General features: G+C 52.3%; 17 protein-coding genes. 9 read left to right on the top strand and 8 right to left on the bottom strand.

Annotation, left to right across the window (positions count from 1 at the left end; all coding sequences use genetic code 11):
• Positions 1–225: 225 nt before the first annotated feature.
• Positions 226–414, top strand: a complete 189-nt coding sequence (locus R6U67_RS10955) for a hypothetical protein (protein WP_410252577.1) — start codon at positions 226–228, stop codon at positions 412–414.
• A 252-nt stretch (positions 415–666) separates the two neighbouring features.
• On the opposite strand, the gene nadB is transcribed toward R6U67_RS10955, so the two are convergent.
• The 4 genes from nadB to R6U67_RS10975 all read right to left on the bottom strand — a co-directional run bounded on the left by nadB (position 667) and on the right by R6U67_RS10975 (position 5,008).
• The gene (gene nadB / locus R6U67_RS10960) at positions 667–2,346 is read right to left on the bottom strand and encodes an L-aspartate oxidase (protein WP_410252578.1); all 1,680 of its coding nucleotides are present in this window, start codon (positions 2,344–2,346) and stop codon (positions 667–669) included.
• A 95-nt stretch (positions 2,347–2,441) separates the two neighbouring features.
• On the bottom strand, positions 2,442–2,831 hold the full coding sequence (gene psbU, locus R6U67_RS10965; RefSeq protein WP_087712115.1) for a photosystem II complex extrinsic protein PsbU: 390 nt from the start codon (positions 2,829–2,831) through the stop codon (positions 2,442–2,444).
• A 138-nt stretch (positions 2,832–2,969) separates the two neighbouring features.
• Positions 2,970–3,974, bottom strand: a complete 1,005-nt coding sequence (locus R6U67_RS10970) for an adenylate/guanylate cyclase domain-containing protein (RefSeq protein ID WP_068788777.1) — start codon at positions 3,972–3,974, stop codon at positions 2,970–2,972.
• A gap of 281 nt (positions 3,975–4,255) precedes the next feature.
• A complete protein-coding gene (locus R6U67_RS10975) occupies positions 4,256–5,008 on the bottom strand; it encodes a DUF3120 domain-containing protein (protein ID WP_410252579.1) in 753 nt (250 codons plus the stop codon).
• 183 nt (positions 5,009–5,191) lie between these two features.
• Between R6U67_RS10975 and R6U67_RS10980 the strand changes: the two genes are divergently transcribed.
• Positions 5,192–5,695 (top strand): phycobiliprotein lyase, encoded by a 504-nt coding sequence (locus tag R6U67_RS10980; RefSeq protein ID WP_410252580.1) that lies wholly within the window; start codon positions 5,192–5,194, stop codon positions 5,693–5,695.
• A gap of 210 nt (positions 5,696–5,905) precedes the next feature.
• Here R6U67_RS10980 and clpS read toward each other — a convergent pair whose 3' ends face one another.
• Complete coding sequence (gene clpS, locus R6U67_RS10985) at positions 5,906–6,229, bottom strand: ATP-dependent Clp protease adapter ClpS (RefSeq protein ID WP_410252581.1); 324 nt, start codon at positions 6,227–6,229, stop codon at positions 5,906–5,908.
• A 206-nt stretch (positions 6,230–6,435) separates the two neighbouring features.
• On the opposite strand from clpS, the gene R6U67_RS10990 reads away from it, so the two are divergent.
• From R6U67_RS10990 to R6U67_RS11020, 7 genes are all read left to right on the top strand, one after another.
• Entirely contained in the window at positions 6,436–8,073 is a 1,638-nt protein-coding gene (locus R6U67_RS10990; protein WP_410252582.1) for an NAD(P)H-quinone oxidoreductase subunit 4, read from the top strand.
• Positions 8,074–8,348: 275 nt separating this feature from the next.
• Complete coding sequence (locus R6U67_RS10995; RefSeq protein ID WP_410252583.1) at positions 8,349–10,532, top strand: EAL domain-containing protein; 2,184 nt, start codon at positions 8,349–8,351, stop codon at positions 10,530–10,532.
• Positions 10,533–10,694: 162 nt separating this feature from the next.
• Positions 10,695–11,369 (top strand): class I SAM-dependent methyltransferase, encoded by a 675-nt coding sequence (locus R6U67_RS11000; RefSeq protein ID WP_410252584.1) that lies wholly within the window; start codon positions 10,695–10,697, stop codon positions 11,367–11,369.
• A gap of 314 nt (positions 11,370–11,683) precedes the next feature.
• Positions 11,684–12,643 carry an orange carotenoid protein N-terminal domain-containing protein gene (locus tag R6U67_RS11005; protein ID WP_410252585.1) on the top strand — a complete coding sequence of 320 codons (960 nt, stop codon included), beginning with the start codon at positions 11,684–11,686 and terminating at the stop codon, positions 12,641–12,643.
• Between the two features lie 761 nt (positions 12,644–13,404).
• The gene (locus R6U67_RS11010; protein WP_410252586.1) at positions 13,405–13,731 is read left to right on the top strand and encodes a hypothetical protein; all 327 of its coding nucleotides are present in this window, start codon (positions 13,405–13,407) and stop codon (positions 13,729–13,731) included.
• A gap of 87 nt (positions 13,732–13,818) precedes the next feature.
• Complete coding sequence (locus R6U67_RS11015) at positions 13,819–14,247, top strand: hypothetical protein (protein ID WP_410252587.1); 429 nt, start codon at positions 13,819–13,821, stop codon at positions 14,245–14,247.
• Between the two features lie 170 nt (positions 14,248–14,417).
• Positions 14,418–15,575: a tetratricopeptide repeat protein gene (locus R6U67_RS11020; protein ID WP_410252588.1), complete on the top strand. Its 1,158-nt coding sequence runs from the start codon at positions 14,418–14,420 to the stop codon at positions 15,573–15,575.
• Positions 15,576–15,677: 102 nt separating this feature from the next.
• Here R6U67_RS11020 and R6U67_RS11025 read toward each other — a convergent pair whose 3' ends face one another.
• The 3 genes from R6U67_RS11025 to R6U67_RS11035 all read right to left on the bottom strand — a co-directional run.
• A complete protein-coding gene (locus R6U67_RS11025) occupies positions 15,678–17,039 on the bottom strand; it encodes an MFS transporter (protein ID WP_410252589.1) in 1,362 nt (453 codons plus the stop codon).
• Between the two features lie 23 nt (positions 17,040–17,062).
• Positions 17,063–17,800, bottom strand: coding sequence for a phytanoyl-CoA dioxygenase family protein (locus tag R6U67_RS11030; protein ID WP_410252590.1), 738 nt, complete (start codon positions 17,798–17,800; stop codon positions 17,063–17,065).
• 270 nt (positions 17,801–18,070) lie between these two features.
• Positions 18,071–18,670 (bottom strand): proton-conducting transporter membrane subunit (locus R6U67_RS11035; RefSeq protein ID WP_410252591.1); only part of this gene is annotated, 600 nt, incomplete at its 5' end.

An 18,670-nucleotide genomic window follows, 5' to 3' on the forward strand; every position in this document is an offset into this window, starting at 1 on the left:
GGGAGGTGGTGTCACCGATCTTGTAATTTTTGAAATAAAACGTATAAACTCTTAAAGGTGTTGACAAAATTTGGCCAACTCCGTCTTGGTCACTGAGAGTTTTGTCCGGAACATATGGCAACCTCCGTGGAAACACTGATATATTAGAGAGTGTAACAGCCTGTTGCTCACAACACTCTCAACACCGAGATATTGTTTTTAAGTGGTTTTGGAGCCATTCCTCCCGTGAAGACGAACCTCAACTATATCGGTATCGTACTTCTTGCCATCAGCATGTGGGCGATCGCCGGAGAACGAAGTTTCGCCTCGGACTTCAACCGTTCTATTCCTCAACTTGAGCGACCTGAACTGTCAGAGTACGAGCCAGACATCGAACCGGGTGTTCCACCCGGCCCCGGTAGTGGAAGCCGTTAACCCTCGCTGATGCTCCATCGCAAGACCACTGGAGGAGCTGTCCCTCCAGAACTCGGTCGTTTGTCCAGTTATTGTCATCTAACATCACAACTTGTCAAGAGTCTTGATCAGTTTAAACAATTTATTGATGTTTCTCCTCAATTTTAACGAAAAAACAAGCTTCTAAACCATTTAAAACAGTTTGACTCAGACAAGATGTTATCTCTGTTACAAACTTAACGTATTCTCAACAGGTCTTCCCTGAATCCGCCCCTAGACAGGTTCACTTCGCCACACCTGCTCCCCTTGAATCAGGGTATGGCCCGTCCACTGCGATCGCGTCTCGGGACAATCGCTGCGATAATGGCCGCCGCGACTCTCACAACGAAACGCCGCACTTTTAAGAATCAACTCCGCCACCTCCAACAAATTGCGCAACTCTCCCCAGGCCACCAACTGCGCCGCCATCTCCGAGGATACCGTATAACTCTCGATCGGTGTCAGTTGAGCCATCTGTTGAGCCAGCACCGATTGCGACTCCCAGGCCTTCCACGCCTGCACTTGGGCGATCGCCCCCTGCAAACTCCCCGCCTCGCGACAAATTCCAGCACTCTTCCAAACCAGCCGAGGTAACTCATAGCGAATCGTCTCTAACCGGTCCAACGAATCCGACTCAGCCAACGGAACCGCCATCGTTTTCTCCCGAGGAGACCCCGGGCGAGGTGGGAGTAACTCCAACTGGCCCAACTGCGCCCCAAACACCAAACATTCCAACAGGGAATTACTGGCCAAGCGATTGGCCCCATGCACCCCCGTACTGGCCGTTTCTCCGACCGCATACAGCCCTGGCACCGACGTGCGCCCCCCTAAATCCGTCACAATGCCTCCCATCCAGTAATGAGCCGCCGGCGCCACAGGAATCGGCTCCTGCGCCGGGTCAATGCCCCAATGACGACAGACCTGAAGAATGTTCGGAAAGCGGCGCTTGAGCTTCTCGGGATCAATCGGACGACAGTCGAGCCAAACATGAGAATCCGCCGGATCCGCCCCTGTACTTTGTAAATAGCGAAAAATGGCCCGACTGACCACATCCCGAGGGGCTAACTCCCCATCCGGGTGATAATCAAACGCAAAGCGCCGCCCCTCATCATTGACTAAATGAGCGCCTTCCCCCCGTACCGCCTCACTAATCAGAAAGCGCGGCGCCTCGGGGAGCGTTAACGCCGTTGGGTGAAACTGGACAAACTCGAGATCCCGTAACAAGACCCCAGCCCGGGCCGCGATCGCCACCCCATCCCCCGTACTCACCGAAGGATTGGTCGTTTTCGCAAACACCTGTCCACCGCCCCCCGTCGCCAACACCACCGCCCGGGCCTGAACCCAGGAAATCCGACCCTCATACAACACCGAGACGCCTCGACAGCCCCCCGCCTCATCGATCCACAGATCGAGTACAAAGGCATTCGATAAGGTGGTAATGTTCGGCCGCCCGGCCACCTGACGGCTGAGGGTACTGACCACGGCCCGCCCTGTGGTGTCCGCCGCGTGCAGCACCCGCCGCCGGGAATGGGCCGCCTCTAGGGTTAAGGCTAAGTCGTCGCGATGGCGATCAAAGGCCACCCCTAACTTGACCAGCGATCGCACACAGGCCGGCGCCTGTTGGGCCAGAAACTGCACCGCCGCCTCATCACACAGGCCCGCCCCCGCCTTCAGGGTATCGGCCACATGGAGCGTCGGGGAGTCATCCGGGGCGATCGCCGCCGCAATCCCTCCCTGAGCCCAGTCACTGGCCGACAGGGGTAAATCATCTTTGGTCAACAACCCAACTCGTAATGACGAGGGTAAGCACAGCGCCGAGTATAACCCCGCCGCTCCGGCCCCCACCACAATCGCATCAAACTCCAGAGATAGAGGAGGACGAAGAGTCCCGGAGGCAGCCGCTGAGTTGGTCATGCAAAAAATCGCCCCTTGTTAAATAGTGGTGTCAGTTAGCGTTGACTCCAGTCTACAAGGGGCGTTACCCATTTTGAACCTTAGATGTCTAGGTCTTAGTAAATTCCGTTGTTAATGCGATCGTCGCCTTCATTGAGGAACGCTTCGGGATCAGTGGCGGTGAAATACTTGAGATTCTCTTGCAGAACCTGCTTCTGACGCTCACTGAGGCTGGGAATTTCTAGAACCTCTTCGACATTCTGGTAAGGCGCATTCTCAACAATCAATCCTGCCAAGGTCGGATACATACCGCGATATTTGCGGAAGGCCCGGACGTTGGTGTTGTTCAAATCAATCTTTTTCCCAAATTCTGTATCGAGTTTGGCATCAAAGGAGTTTTTCAGTTCAACTCCTTCGTTAGCCAGAGCTGGCTGTAGGGGGGCAACCCAACCTAGCAAGCCCACACAGACACAGACCACTGCCAATAGGCGAACCAATCGTTTCATGTCATCAATCCCTCTCTCAAATAACCGGTGTTAGTATCGCTGTTGAAGGCACGACGGCCTCAGGAACGATACAAAATTTTATCTTTTATCAAGATACTATCATCTTTGCGATCGCCCATCACCCCGGTTTCGCTGTTCCTAGACCTGAATCTCCTGGTAACTCAGCCGCAGGAAGGCATCGAGATCATCGAAATTCCCGGCATAGGTGACCGTCGGCGTATCATAGCCCTTGAGAGCCACTTCATGCTCCTCAAAGACGTTCTCACTGGCGCGAATGGCACTGAGATAGCGGTAAGTGGTGGACCCAAGGGCGACATCCTTACGCAGTTCCTTGGTGGCGGATTCCAGGCGAAAGGCGGCGTTGACGGTATCCCCGAGAGCCGTATAATCGGGGCGATCGCCACTTCCGGTGTTCCCCACCATGGCATAGCCTGTATTCACCCCCGCCCCAATACGCAGCGGAAAGGGCAAGGGATAGCGATCGCTCAACTCCCGCGTCATATGATGCAATTCCCCCAACGCCTGACAAACTCGCAGCAATTCCTCCTTACTCACCCCATCCCCCTCTCCCTGGGGAGTATGGAACCACACCGCCATCACCGCATCACCGATATACTTATCCACCCAACTCCCCGACTCACGGATGATATTCCCCGCATGACGAAACCAGGTTCCGATCACTTCCGAGAGCATCCGCTCATCAAGTTGGCGCGTCAACACCGTAAAATCGCGAATATCGACCACCATCACCGAAATGAGCCGACGAACCGATAACACCGCCGTCGCCCCCGAATCCTCCGTATCCGACTCCTCCACATCCGCCTGAACATGAGTCGGCGCATAAAAGACCATCTCCGTTTGTCCCAGGGTGAGGCGATCGCCGTTATTGAGTCGAACCGGCACACTCACCCGCCGTCCATTGATAAAAGACCCATTGCGACTCCCCAAATCAATCAAATAAAACTCTCCCAAATCCGTTTGCTGAAGCATGGCATGGGCGCGGGATACCCAACGATCCGGGATGGTAAACTGATTCTCATCACTGCGCCCAAACGTCCAGCAGTTATTGCCCGACAGGGCCAGGTAGCGCGGCCCCGATTCGGTCCGCAGGATGAGATGGGGGGTAGATTTCCAAGTCACCACAGGCACACTCTCTATGACAGGTTTGCGAGATTAAGGGAGAGTTCCATCCTAGATTTGGGCGAATTTCCCCTTAAACGATAGCCCATTAAAGAGTTCTTGATGGCAATCGACGCTGCTGAGTCTCTCAATCAGCCATGTCAGCAGCTCGGCGCTCACTCACGCCCCTGTCAGCCAAGTTGGCGAAAGACCGACCATCTCATTGGACGCATCATTCACGAGCGACCCATGAGGAACCGCCGCAACTCTAAACTCTAAATCTCATCATGCACCCTGATTCCATATTAAGCCGCAAGAGCCGCGAACCAAAATAAGGTATCCACTAAAATTGTACTGAGAACCGCCCCTGAGAAAGCCCAGCGGTGTAGCGATCGAGGTAACGAACGCGGCCCCTCAGTCCCCGTTGTCCAGAGGGGAATCACTCCGGCCAGCAGCAACACACCTCCCAAAACGACCGCACAGACAGTCCCCCAGGGGGTCTGAACCTTGGCGATCGCCGTCTGAAAAATGGGCATGGCCAGCTCCGCGTCGACCCGCATCACCTGCCGCCATTGGGGCATCAGATCCACCACATAAAAATATACATCCGTGACCGCTGTGCCCAATAACGACCCCAGCGCAAACCAACTACCAATTAGGAGACGATGGCGACTAATACACCACAACGGCAGCGGTAAGGCTAAACATTCAATCGGCAGATGCCATAAGGGTTCCCAGCGAAACCAGCCCCAGTAAATCGAGCCAGCGAACCAACTCCCGGAAAAGCCCAAGAGTAAATCCCCCCAAATCCATAAGCGACGCTGGGTTAACAAGATCGCACTCGACCAAAGCCAGCCCAGGGTGAGGATCAAACTCAACCAGGGAAGATGACGCACCAGAGGCGCCTCGATAAACACCGGAACCGACACCAAGACAATCGACCCGATAAAAATCAGCCAGCTTGGCTGGACGGCGATCGCCCACCAAGGTCGCTGACTCTGAGCCGCTGAAGCTGGCTCCGGATAGAGGGTTGGGTTAGTAAAGGGATAGTAAAACAACGGGATTGTTAATTTTTGCAAACAGTTCTAATCAACATAACATATCTCCCCACCTGACCTCGACCTCAGCGGACTAGGGGCCTCAGGGTCCCCGTAGACCGGTAGAATGGTTGTCTAACGCAAAACCTGTTCACCCCTACTGTAACGAGAGAGCGATCGACGGCAATGCACTTTAGCGATTTCATGAACCAATGTGCGGGCAAATGGTTTTCCCAACGAACAAGCCATGCCATCCCGCCCCAGGCCCTAGAAGCCGGAACCTGTGATTTTTGGATTGATCTCATCGAACCGACCGATACCCACCTCCTCGAACGCTGTCAGTCTGTGGGCATCACAGCAGATACAGTGGTCTGTGCCATCCGCACCCATTGGCAAGGAACCGTCGGAACCGCCAACCACAACACCAGCGGCGCCACCATCAGTATCTTTGTGGCCGGCCAACAGCCCAACCAGGGCCAATTCTGGCGCTGGACTGAAGACCCCTCCGAGACCTCAGTCATCCAAGGCCAATACCACCTCGGAGACGACGAAGCCCTCAACCTCTCGGCCAGTACCGATTCCCTCAAGACCCAAGAACGCCTCTGGTTCCTCAACCCCAACCTAAGAGAACGCACCAGCGTCGTTACCCATAACCAAGGAAGCCGTTACGCCTCCTTCTGTTCAGAAATCCGTATGGGACTCGGTTAAGGTCGTTCCTGACCAATTTCTCAACATGGCGATGACAGTTGACTGATAAAATTGCCACTTCAATTATGGCGACACAACGCTGCAAACACCTCTCAGTGTAATGAGTTTGCACTCTTGTGGCGTCTCATTTTATCTGTCAACTGCCAGCCCACCCCAAGCCAACATCATGATTGGCGTGATTCCCAGATATCGATAGGTTTCGAGAACGGCTCAGGCCGGTTCTAATGGGGCCATCGTCAGGCCTTCCCGTCGCAGCTGCATATGATAGAACTCCGCTTGTTCTTGGGGTCCCACCCACACCACAGCTTGACCCTCATTGTGGACTTGGTAAGTTAAATCCCAGGCGCGATCGTTCGTCATCTGCGGGATATATTGCAACAGACAATTCGCCACATGCACAAAGGTATTGAAGTCATCATCTAAGACGATGACCTTGAAATTGGGATACGGCTTACGAACCGTCTGATCTCGCTTAACAGGAGCAACCGTTGGCGCCGTCGCAGCCCGGATCGCAGTCGAAAGCACAACAGTCATGTTACCGCTAACGTAAGGTTTGAACTTAGCAAGTCATTATAGATCAGTTAACCGTTGACCGTTCAGCCGGCTCCCAGTCGCTCATCATAAGTCCGGCTTATCTTCTCAATTAAATTTAAATATATCGCAAAAAAAGTTTGCATAACTTAACAGAGGCTCCTAGAATGTAAACAGCCGAACTAAGTATATATGCTCATCTCAAACCAATGGCACAGTTTCCCTGGCTTACCGCCATTTTAGTATTACCCTTACTCGCCGCCGCCTTCATCCCCATCATCCCCGATCGCGACGGTAAAACCCTACGTTGGTACGCCCTAGGGGTTGGCCTGACCGACTTCGCCCTCATGGTCGTCGCCTTCGCGCAACACTACAACTTTGACGACTCGAGTTTCCAACTGGTAGAACGCTACCCCTGGGTTCCTCAACTCGGACTCAACTGGTCCCTAGCCGTCGATGGTCTCTCCGCTCCCCTAATTCTCCTGACCGGACTCGTCAACGTTCTCGCCATCGCCGCCGCCTGGAACGTCAGCCGTAAACCGCGCCTATTTTATAGCCTTATCCTAGTTCTTCTGAGCGCCCAGATTGGTGTCTTTGCCGCTCAGGATCTGCTGCTGTTCTTCCTCATGTGGGAAGTCGAGTTGGTTCCCGTCTATCTCCTCATCTCCATCTGGGGCGGACCCAAACGTCAGTATGCCGCCACTAAATTTATTCTCTATACCGCACTGGCTTCTATCTTTATTCTCGTCTCGGGGTTGGCCATGGCCTTCTGGGGCGATCGCATCACCTTCGATATCGCCGAACTCGGGGCCAAAAACTTCCCCATCGCCCTAGAACTCCTCACCTACGCCGGCTTCCTGATCGCCTTCGGCGTCAAACTCCCCATCTTCCCCGTCCACACCTGGCTCCCGGATGCGCACGGTGAAGCCTCAGCCCCCGTCTCCATGATTTTGGCCGGGATTCTCCTAAAAATGGGAGGCTACGCCCTAATTCGCCTCAACGTCGAAGTTCTGCCCAACGCTCACATCTACTTCGCACCGGCCCTGGTCATTCTCGGTGTCGTCAACATCCTCTACGGCGCCTTAACCGCCTTCGCTCAAGACAACCTCAAGCGTCGTCTCGCCTGTTCCTCCATCTCCCACATGGGCTTCGTCCTCATCGGTATCGCCTCCTTCACCGAAGTGGGCTTAAATGGAGCCGTCCTGCAAATGCTCTCCCACGGGTTGATTGCCGCGATGCTCTTCTTCCTCGCCGGCGTCACCTACGAACGCACCCATACCCTCTCGATGGAGAACATGGGCGGTTTAGCCAAAGTCATGCCTAAAACCTTTGCCCTCTTCACCGCCGGTTCCATGGCCTCTCTGGCTCTACCGGGAATGAGTGGCTTCATTGGCGAACTTACCGTCTTCATCGGCATCTCTAGCAGTGACGCCTACAGCGACAGCTTCAAACTGGTTGTGGTCCTCCTCTCGGCTGTCGGCTTAATTGCCACCCCCGTCTATCTCCTGTCCATGTTGCGCCGCATCTTCTACGGCAACCCGACCACTCAAGACGCGGCTCAACAGCCTGAGATGGACCTCAACCGTTGGTTTGACGCGAAACCTCGGGAAATCATCATCACCGCCTGCTTACTGCTGCCCATCGTTGGTATTGGCTTCTACCCCAAATTGGCCACCCAAACCTACGACGTCAAAACCACCGAAGTCGCCGCCGTCGTGCGCAATGCCCTGCCCGTCTTCGCTCAACAGCGTCAACAAAATCGCCTCTTCTCCGGTGGCTTGTTTGCACCTGAGATTACCTCACCTCAAACCCTGTTAGGAGTCGCCGATTTAGGTAAAGGTGCTTAGAGAACAGATGCTCTCGGTTCAACACTCTCGATAACCGATACAACTCCCTCTTTTGAGGGAGTTTTTTTAACATCGTTTTCTCCGGCCGCCACTCCATCGCAGCACCGTTTCCCTGCGGTTGCCAAAGAATCTAGCTATGCTAGGAGAGTGAGAAGCATCTTTCAATCAGATTTAAACCTGTGAAACTTGAGCCGTTGTCCTCAATCCGTTTTGCTGTACAAATCACGGTTTTGTATAGCTTTATTGGTAGTCTCTGGATTATACTCTCAGATTATATGGTCGCTGAGATTCTAGAGACTCCCACTCTATCGACCCAAGCCCAAACCCTGAAAGGATGGGGGTTTGTCTTGGTCACCAGCATCGCTCTCTATGCCGTACTGCTTCACGCGGCGCGATCGCTCCAGAAAAGCTATAGCCTCTTGGAGACGATCCTCGAAAGTACCACCGATGCAATTTTTGCCAAAAATCTCGACGGTCAGTATGTGGTTGCCAATACCGCAGCGGCCGACTTGGCGGGAGTATCCGTTCCGCAAATGCTCGGAGCCAACGATATCGACCTCTTCGGGGAAAAGCTCGGCCGTCAATTTCAAGACCACGATCGCATGACAACCGTCAGTGGCATCACACAACAGGTTGAAAACTGGCTCACCCCACCCAACCCGCTGCCGAACCAGCCAGCCCAAGTGCCTAAAATCTATCTCACCTGCAAAGATGTTTGGTATGACCCGCGCGGTGTCCCCATTGGTGTGATTGGCATCTCACGAGACATGACCGATGCGAAACAAGCCTATGAGGCTTTAGCAGAATCAGAAGAACGCTATCGGAACCTCTTTGAATGTCATCCGCAACCGATGTGGATTTATGACCAAGAAAGCCTACGATTTCTAGCGGTGAATCAAGCGGCCATCGCTCATTATGGCTACAGTCACGACGAATTTATGGCCATGACCATCGAGGCCATTCGCCCGGCTGAAGATGTGCCAAGTCTTCTGGATAATCTGCAACATATCCCACGGGGTTACACCGCCTCCGGGATTCGGCGACATTTGAAAAAAGATGGCTCCGTTATTGCTGTGGATATTACGACCCATGACTTTACTTTTAAGGGCCGGCCGGCCCAAGTGATCTTAGCCAATGATGTGACTGAACGTCTGCAAGTTCAGGCTCAACTTGAACGCTATGCCTTTCGCGATACCGTGACGGGATTGCTCAATCGCACCGGCTTTAGCCGCAATTTGCAGCAGGCGATCAGCCGCAACCGAAAACAGGCTCACCCGTTCACCCTGCTTTATGTCAGTCTCGATGGCTTTACTCGTCTTAAGTTCAGCTTAGGCCATGCGGTGGCACGACAACTCTTAGTGGAAGCCGCTGTACGTATCAAAACCTGTTTTCCCAAGGCGATCGCCGGCCGTATGGAAGATAATGAGTTTGCGATTCTACTGCGTCAAAATGTGGACTCCATTGAGGCGATCGTGGGACGGCTGCGGGAGCATCTTACCTCTGTTTATGGACTCAATCATCACGATGTCTTTTCTGATTGCAGTATTGGCGTTGTTGTCAGTGACTTGGGTTACCCGAATCCCGAAGATTACTTACAAGCTGGGGATATGGCCATGTATCAGGCGCGATCGACATTGCCTGATAAATATGTCATGTTCAGTCAAAAACTGCGAGATGCAGCCCTTAATCGTATTGAGCTTGATGCCGCCCTACGTCGAGCCTTAGAACGAGACGAGTTTGAGGTGTATTATCAACCCTTTATCCACCTCTCAACATCCCACTGTTTGGGCTTTGAGGCTCTCGTTCGTTGGCAACATCCCCAACGGGGATTAGTTCCTCCGGGGGAATTTATCCCCTTAACTGAGGAAACGGGGCTAGTGGTTGCCCTCGGCGAATGGGTGTTACGCCAAGCCTGCCAACAGTTAGCTCGTTGGCAAACTCAGCTCAAGCAACCCGACTTAACGATGAGTGTCAATGTCGCCGCCGTACAATTAACCCAACCGGGTTTTTTAGAGGTACTCGATGATATTCTTAGGACGACGGCAATTCCCGCCTATTGCCTAAAATTGGAAATTACCGAAACCACCTTAATGCAAAACACTGAGCAAATTCGGGGTTGTTTAGATCAGATTCAACAGCGCGGCATCACTCTTAGTATTGATGATTTTGGGACTGGCTACTCGTCTTTGAGTTATTTACATTTATTTTCATTCACAGTCTTGAAACTTGATCGCTCATTTGTTATGCAGTTAGAAGCCAGTGACCGAAGTATTGAAATTGTCCGCAATATCGCTCGACTGGCACAAAATTTACATCTTTCATTAGTGGCTGAAGGGATTGAAACTCAACATCAACTTGCCGCCTTACAAGAACTTGGCTTTGAGGAAGGACAAGGCTATTTATTTTCTCGACCCCTCAATTCCCAATCCGCAGAACAGTGGCTCCTGGACAGAATATAGCAATCCTATATAAACAATCATCAATTAATGATTGAAACAGGGATTTCGGAGATGATTGTGCTCAATTTTTTTCGCTTCACCTCCCTTCGGCCATACAATTAGAGTGATACCCTAAACGATTATGACAACAGGACCTCAAACCCGGATCGAGATTAATAGCCCATGAAACGAGTTCTAGAACCCGAAGTGATGGACACCTGGGAGGAAACTATGGCCTATGATGCCATGGATTTTACCGAGGTGAATCAGGCCTTTGTCGAGGAGGCGATCGCCTTGGCCCCCGAACAAGCCACCGTCCTCGATGTCGGGACTGGCCCCGCTCGGATTCCCATCCTTCTGTGTCAACGTCGGCCTCAATGGACCGTCACCGGCATTGATTTATCTCAGACTATGTTAAAACTTGGGGCCAGCCATGTGGCCAAGGCTGAACTCGGCGATCGCATCCGCCTTGATTACGCTGACGCCAAACAGCTTCCCTACCCCGATGGCCATTTTGATCTCGTCATCTCCAACAGCATTATTCACCATCTACCGGACCCCCTCCCCGGCCTGCGAGAAGTGCGACGAGTTCTCAAACCCCAAGGGGGTCTGTTTCTGAGGGATTTAGTCCGTCCAGTTGACGAAGCGAGCGTCGAGCGCCTCGTCGCTCAACTCGGGGCCGATTACGATCCCCATCAAACCCAACTTTTTCGAGACTCCCTTTGTGCGGCTTTCACCCTATCAGAAATTGCAGAAATGCTAGAAAAGTCTGGATTTCCGGGGATTTCGCCCTATTTATCTTCCGAACGCCATTGGACGGCGCAACATCCTCACCCAGGAAAATTTGCCCAGTCTTAAGCGACGATTTGGGAAGGGTCGGATAACCGAATCCAAATCCCTAATCCCTTGCCCGACATCAAGGCTAAATTAAGACAAATTAGCTTGCGCCCTCACCGAGAACTAAGATATAGTGGGGAGCAAGAGGACTCGCCCAAATTCTATTAATCTGGCCGTGACGCCAGACCGAAGAAAAACTAGAAATCACCAACGTTTCTAGATTGGGTTTAGTTGGGACATTGCCTTCAATCGCTCCTAATTATTTAGTCACTAACGCTACGTTTGTCCATTCGACTGTCCATTCAACTAACTGTTGTTTAAATTCAGGTTAACAGATGCCATTCAACATTGAAACAGCCCGCAATATCTTCCCAGAAACTCTATCAGCAGATGCCGTTCCTGCGACGATTGCTCGTTTCTCGCAACTGAACGCCGAAGATCAGTTGGCCCTGATTTGGTTTGCCTATCTCGAAATGGGCAAATCCATCACCATCGCCGCACCGGGGGCGGCTAATATGCAGTTTGCCGAGAACACCTTGAACCAAATCAAGGCCATGTCGTTCCAAGAGCAATCTCAGGTCATGTGTGACCTGGCTAATCGTGCCGATACCGAGATCGGTCGGACCTATGCGATCTGGTCGTCCAACATCAAGCTGGGATTCTGGTATCAACTCGGAGAATGGATGGAACAGGGCGTAGTGGCCCCCATTCCCGATGGCTACCAACTCTCGGCCAACGCCAAAGCCGTCTTAGAGGCCATTCGCAACCTCGATTCTGGCCAACAAATCACCGTTTTACGGAATTCGGTGGTGGATATGGGCTTTGATACCAATAAACTCGACGGCTATAAAACCGTCGCCGAACCCGTTGCGCCTCCCAAAGAGATGTCGCAACGCACCAGTGTCAGCATTAAGGGTGTCGATAACCCCACCGTGCTGAACTACATGAACAATATGAACGCCAACGACTTCGACAACCTCATTAAGTTGTTCGTCGAAGATGGCGCCCTGCAACCCCCCTTCCAACGCCCCATTGTCGGTAAAGACAACGTTTACAAGTTCATGCGCGAAGATTGTCAGAACTTGAAACTGATGCCCGAACAAGGTGTTGTTGAACCCGCAGAAGATGGTTACACCCAAATCAAGGTCACGGGTAAAGTTCAAACCCCCTGGTTTGGCGCGGCTGTCGGCATGAATATGGCTTGGCGCTTCCTACTCAACCCAGAAAACAAAATTTACTTTGTGGCGATTGACCTACTCGCCTCACCGAAAGAACTCGTGAACCTAGCCCGTTAGATGGCAGAACTAGACCCCGGTTGAGAGGTCTCAAAAGTCGTCTCAGACCCAGCTATCACCACATCAGAGGTCTCTCCCCAACGACATTGGGTGGGATGTCCTCTGATTTTTTTGCCAAAATCTGATATAATCGATCCACCTAAAATTTGGCCCGACCTACAGCATCTTTTCTTAATTTACGAGTCGCCTGATCTCACCCGAGAGCGGGCTTGATGTCTGCTGCATCGGTCTCGGACGGGTGCAGAGTCAGACCGGCAACTGAATTAGGCGGCCGTGACATCAGTCGTGATGCGGTCTATCGGTTTTTCCTAATCCTGATACGTCTTTAATTCTGATCGATCTTGAATTGGAATTAGTGGCGGTAGCTCATGATGATGGCTTGAATTGGTGGAAACCCAATCGCTTGGCGAGGACGAGTTCACTGAGTTATGTCAGTGTTGTCCTGGCTGGGGGATCGTTTCGGTTGCGATCGCCGCCGAAGTTCAGCAGGCAATTCCTCTAAACCATCCCCTAAACTATCACAGAGATTTGATGCCGAGGCTTTTTAGCCATAAGCCAACGGTGGGGTCCAAATTTTTGGGTCTTCTGGATAGAGGGTGGAATTTGTTGCATGGCATACCAAATTCTAGGGGCGAAAAATCTTTCGCCCTACGGCAACGGATGTAATCTGCCATAAATTCTCCTGATCGCCCTAAACCCAGAAGACCCCAATTTTGTTAAATTCCTTGCGAAAACGTTAGAGATTATTCAGACTTAAGACAATGCCAAAAACTGACATTGATTGGACAATAGCTGAGAAAGAGTTAGCTCAAGCCGCCTTCAAAAAAGCCTATCACCGCGAAGTTGCTGCCCTAGTTGACGAGGTCAAAGATAAAGTCGAAGCCATTGCAGGCCTAGATGAACTTTGGCAACTTCATGACTATCTCAGTGCCAGACGCCATGACATTGACGGTAAATATGATTACCGAGATTCAATGTTTCTCTTTGCCTTTTCTCAGTTAATCAAAGAAGGATGGCTGTCCTTAGAAGAACTCGACGGACTCCATCCCAGCAAACAGAAAAAAGTGGCCGCCCTGACTCGCATGTAGACCGCCCCAGCGGACCCGGTTCACCCTCGACCGGTAAACCCCCCATTTGCTAAGCTATGGACGCATTGTTCTTGCGAGTCAGTCATCATGGAATCTGGAATCTCCCCCACCCATACCGCCGATCATCAATGGCGCCAACAACTTGATCACTTTGTCAAAGCCAATAGCCAAGAACTAGCGGCCCTGGCTTGGGGACTGCACCTACAAGATCCCGACAGTGACGCCACCCTTGGCATTGACGTTGAACCCACCCCTCACTTTATTACTTGTCCCCGAGCCGCCTTAATCACTCTCAATGAAAAGGTGGATAACCAGTTACGGGTGATGATGGGGGTGGTAGAAAACCATAATCCTGAAGTTGAAGTCTTGCTATTGGGGATTAGCCAAGGGCAGATCCAGGCCATTCAATACCAACCGCAGCCAGAACCTCCCCAATGTTTTGAAGACGTTGGCGATGATGTGGATACACTCCTCGATCGCCTCGAAGCCCGGATGCAAGGGGCGATCACCGCTTAAAATTGAGTCCGGCGATTAGCCCAGACATGGGGCAGATCCGGAATCCAATGACGGCTAACGGTCAATGATAGGATATGGGGATTCTTGGGTCTAAAGGATCTGTCGCTCGGATCTCTCAACTCAAGAGTCCACAATTCTGTTCGCTCTCACAAGGACGTTGTATCACGCCTATGTTTACTCACCGACATCCCGGTCATCGATCGCCCCTGAGATTTTTGGCACAGCCTCGGGATTGGCTGACCTCGCTCCTCTCCATCGCGGCGATCGCCAGCTTGGCCACTCCTCCCGTCACCGCCGCCAGCTTAGTCTCCCCCAATCGACCCCAGTCTTTAGTCCAAGCCAGTGACGGTCAAGATGTCAACGAGCTACTGCTAGCGGGACAGGAGTTTGTCAGTTCGGGTAACCTATCCGCCGCCTTGCGCGCCTATCGTCAAGCGGCTGAGTTAGAGAGCGACAATGCTCGAATTTTCTCAGCCATCGGCTACCTCGAAGCGCGGCAAAACAACTATGACGCGGCGATCACCGCCTATCGTCGCGCCTTGGAACTCGAACCCAATGTCTCGGAGTTCCATTATGCTCTGGCCTATAGTTTGGCCAATGCGGGAGAGTATGAGGCGGCTGAAGCCGAATATCAAGCCACCGTCGATCTCAACGATCGCAACACCAACGCCTTTTTAGGTTTAGGCGTGATGCGCTATCGTCAGGAGAATTATGAAGGTGCTTTGGCCGCCTATCGTGAAGCAGCGGCCTTAAATCCCGACAATTGGCAGGTTCAAGAGTCCATCGGTTCAACTCTCTTGCAACTTGAGCGTTATGACGAGGCCTTAGAGGTGTTAGAGGCGGCGGCAGAGTTGGCCCCTGACGAAGGACGAATTCAGGTCAATTTAGGGGTGGCTCGTCTCAATCAAGAGGATGTCGAAGGCGCATTGACGGCCTTTAATCGGGCCGTGGAGTTGAACCCCCGCGATGGCTCGTTATTGTTTGAAGTGGGGCGACTTTTGCTCAGTCAGGGAGAACGGGAGCAGGCTTTGGATTTGTTGCGCCAAGCCTCTCGGTTTCTCGGCGATCGCGCCGATGTTCATCTGACGCTCGGGGAACTGCTGTTAGACAACAACGATAGCTTGAATGCGATTTTATCCTTGCGTCAGGCGATCACCGCCGATCCCGAGCAACCGCGAGCTCATTATCTCTTGGGACGAGCCTTGCAGCAGCGAGGCCGAACCGCCGAGGCGATCGCCACCCTAGAAACCGCTCTGGAACTGGCCACGGAACAGGAGGCTGAGGCCTTAATTGAGGAGATTCAAACTCGACTCGATGAGTTAGATTAGCGTTATCGTTCAAGACAACTATCCCAGGGGGCGAACTCTAGATCGCCCCTTCTTTTCTCGGAGTGGTGATCCGTTTCGGGTTGTCCTCAACCTCGACCCAGTTTAACGATCCTTGAGCAAATCCCGCTCAATCAACTGCTGACGTAGAACTTGTTGCGCCTGATGATTGAGAGGGAAACGCCAGAGAAGAGCCATCGCCGGTAACACCGCCAAAATTGGCGCAAAGACAAATAACAGTTTTAACCCCATCAGCGTTTCAGCGCTATTCTCCACCTCAGGACTGTAGCCAATCCAATCCAAAACCGGGTAGGTAATCCCCACCGCTAGAGCATAGCCGAACTTATTACTCATCATCAGTAGAGAATAATACAAACCGGTGCGTTGACTGCCCGATTCCACATTGTCCCAATCCGTGACATCGGCCAAAATCGAGCGTAAAAGAAAGGGACTCGCCGCTGTCGTGACCCCATAGAGCGTGTTCACGAGGATATTCAGGGCCAAATTTCCGGGGGGAACCCACAGCAGCAACGGTAACACCACCGACATCCACACCATGGCCACAATGAAGGTTTGATGTTTCCCCAGGCGACAACTGAGCCAAATCCAACCGGGAACCCCAATCAGACTGGCGAGAAAATACATCAGCAGAATAGCGCTTGACCAATCGGGCAAGGCCATCACATCACTGATAAAGAAAATATAAATGGACCCCGTGACACCGGGGGCCAATCCCGTTAAGAAATTTGCGCCTAAGACTCGTTGTAAGAGATGGTTCCGGGCGAGGATTTTGGCGGAATTCACGAAACCAATGCTGGGTTGAGGGGGAGTCGGACGTTCTGGAACCGTCCAGACGGAGATGGCGACGGTAATCGGCAGCGTCATCACCACAAACCACCCCATGGCCCCAAGTTGTAGGGCGGAATTGGCATCTTGAAGTTGTTGGATGATGGCTGGAATCACTAACACCGCCAACATCCCGAAAATTAGAGCAAATTCCCGCCAGCCTTGAACTCGGGAGCGATCGTAATAGTCGTCAGATAACTCTGCCCCCCAGGACATATGGGAGATACTCAGCATGGTATAGCCCACATAGAGCAAAATCAGCCAAATCAGTAAATAGGCGGCTGAGACGGGCTGACTGGGGAGAAAAATGGCGTAGGCGCTCGCCATCAACAGGGGAACTGACAAGATAATCCAGGGCCGTCGCCGTCCGATGCGAGTCGTCCAACGATCGCTCACGGTTCCCAAGATGGGGTCTGTGATCAGATCCCACAACCGCGCTAAGGCGAAGATATTGCCCACCACCGATAACCCCAAACCCAATTCACTGTAAAAGGGAGGAACATAGACCACGAGGGGCAACCCTAGGGCAGAAATGGGAATCGCAGGCAGGGCAAAGGCAACAATACGCCGACGGTTCAGTTTCGAGTCACTCATGCTGTCATATCGATGGGTTAGTCCCACATTAGTCCCACATTAGTCCCACATTAGTCCCATAGGGGATAAATCGGATCGGTTGAGGGCTTGAAATCGTAACGGAGTAGGTGTTTTAGGGTGGGACTGACTTGATCGAAACGGTGGCGATCGCAGCCATAGCGGAAATCTTCGAGGGGTTGAATAAATTTTGCCGTATAGTTGGCCAACAAGGACACTCGGGATGTTGTCGTGTAGTTTTTGCCCGTATCGTGCCAACAGAGTCCGTGAGAAATCACCACAGAGCCGGCCTGTCCTGATACGGAACGGGCCGTGCGGTCAAAGCGTTTAACATCCGGGGTATCACAGAGGGTTTGGCTTCCGGGGGCAAAAATCGGCGCCCCATTGGCTTCATCGAAATCTTCTAACATCCAAATGGCTTGGACTTCCAAAACGGGGCGATCGGGAAAGGGTGGTTCCATGGCCCAATAGGGATAATCCACATGAATGCCCATCGCCGAGGCCCCAGCATGGAGAACATGAGCCGAAAAGCCCCCCAGGCGTAAACTTTCCCCTAGGATGTCTCGGGCGATTTCGAAGACTTGGGGATGTTCAACTAGGTCTGCAAATTGAGGAGCTTGGTAAATTAAGCCATAGACTCGTTGCCGCTTCTCCTCATGGGGACAATGGCGGGCTAACTCCAGAATCTGCGATCGCATCTCCTCAGCCATCTTCGGCGTCAGAACATCAGGAACCACCACATAGCCAGCCCCTGAGAGAATTTCTTGAGTCAGGTGGGTTATTTCGGTCACAGCAAACAGCACTCCCCACAATCAATAGATCAGATCAAGACTTAAACCCGTCTTGGCTTCGATTGTCCCACGACATCGCAATCGATCAATCCGTCTTTAGAGGAATTTTGCCCGAGACCACTCGGGTGTAAACTTCCTCGCCCCCACTTTTTCGGTGTTGCGCCCATTTGGGCCAAATGCCCCAGAGAAAAACCCCAGTTCTGAGGAACTGGGGTTAAGATGACATGATTTGCCAAAACTATTGACAATACACGCGAAACATGATAATGGCTAATCCTTCAACGAGGGAGCCGTTTGCACTGACATGGCCATCGTCGGTTGAGTGACCGGTTGAGCCGCCACCTTATTGGCTTCAACCAAAGACGGTATCGATTCTCGCAACCGTGCCGTCAGTTGAACCGTCGTCGCATCATAGACCTGAGTCAACAGTTTTGGATAGAGGCCAATGCCGATAATCGGAATCAGCAAGGAGCCAATCACGAAGATCTCACGAGGTTCAGCATCTACCAATACCTCATGTTCAACCAGCTCTTTGTTCTCGGGGCCATAGAGGAGTTCCCGCAGCATCGACAGCAGATAAATGGGGGTCAAAATTACCCCAACTGCCGCTAAGCAAACCACCACCACGCGGAAGCTGAGACTATAGGCATCACTGGTAGCAAAGCCTACAAAGACCATCAGTTCAGCCACAAAGCCACTCATTCCCGGTAGAGCCAGAGAAGCGAGGGCGCAAACCGTCCACATAGCGAAGACTTTTTTCATCTTCTGCCCCACCCCGCCCATTTCATCGAGCATCAGGGTATGAGTCCGGTCATAGGTACAGCCGACGAGGAAGAACAAGCTGGCCCCAATCAGTCCATGAGAGACCAT

This window comes from Sodalinema sp., assembly GCF_046483825.1.
Taxonomy (GTDB): Bacteria; Cyanobacteriota; Cyanobacteriia; order Cyanobacteriales; family Geitlerinemataceae; genus Sodalinema.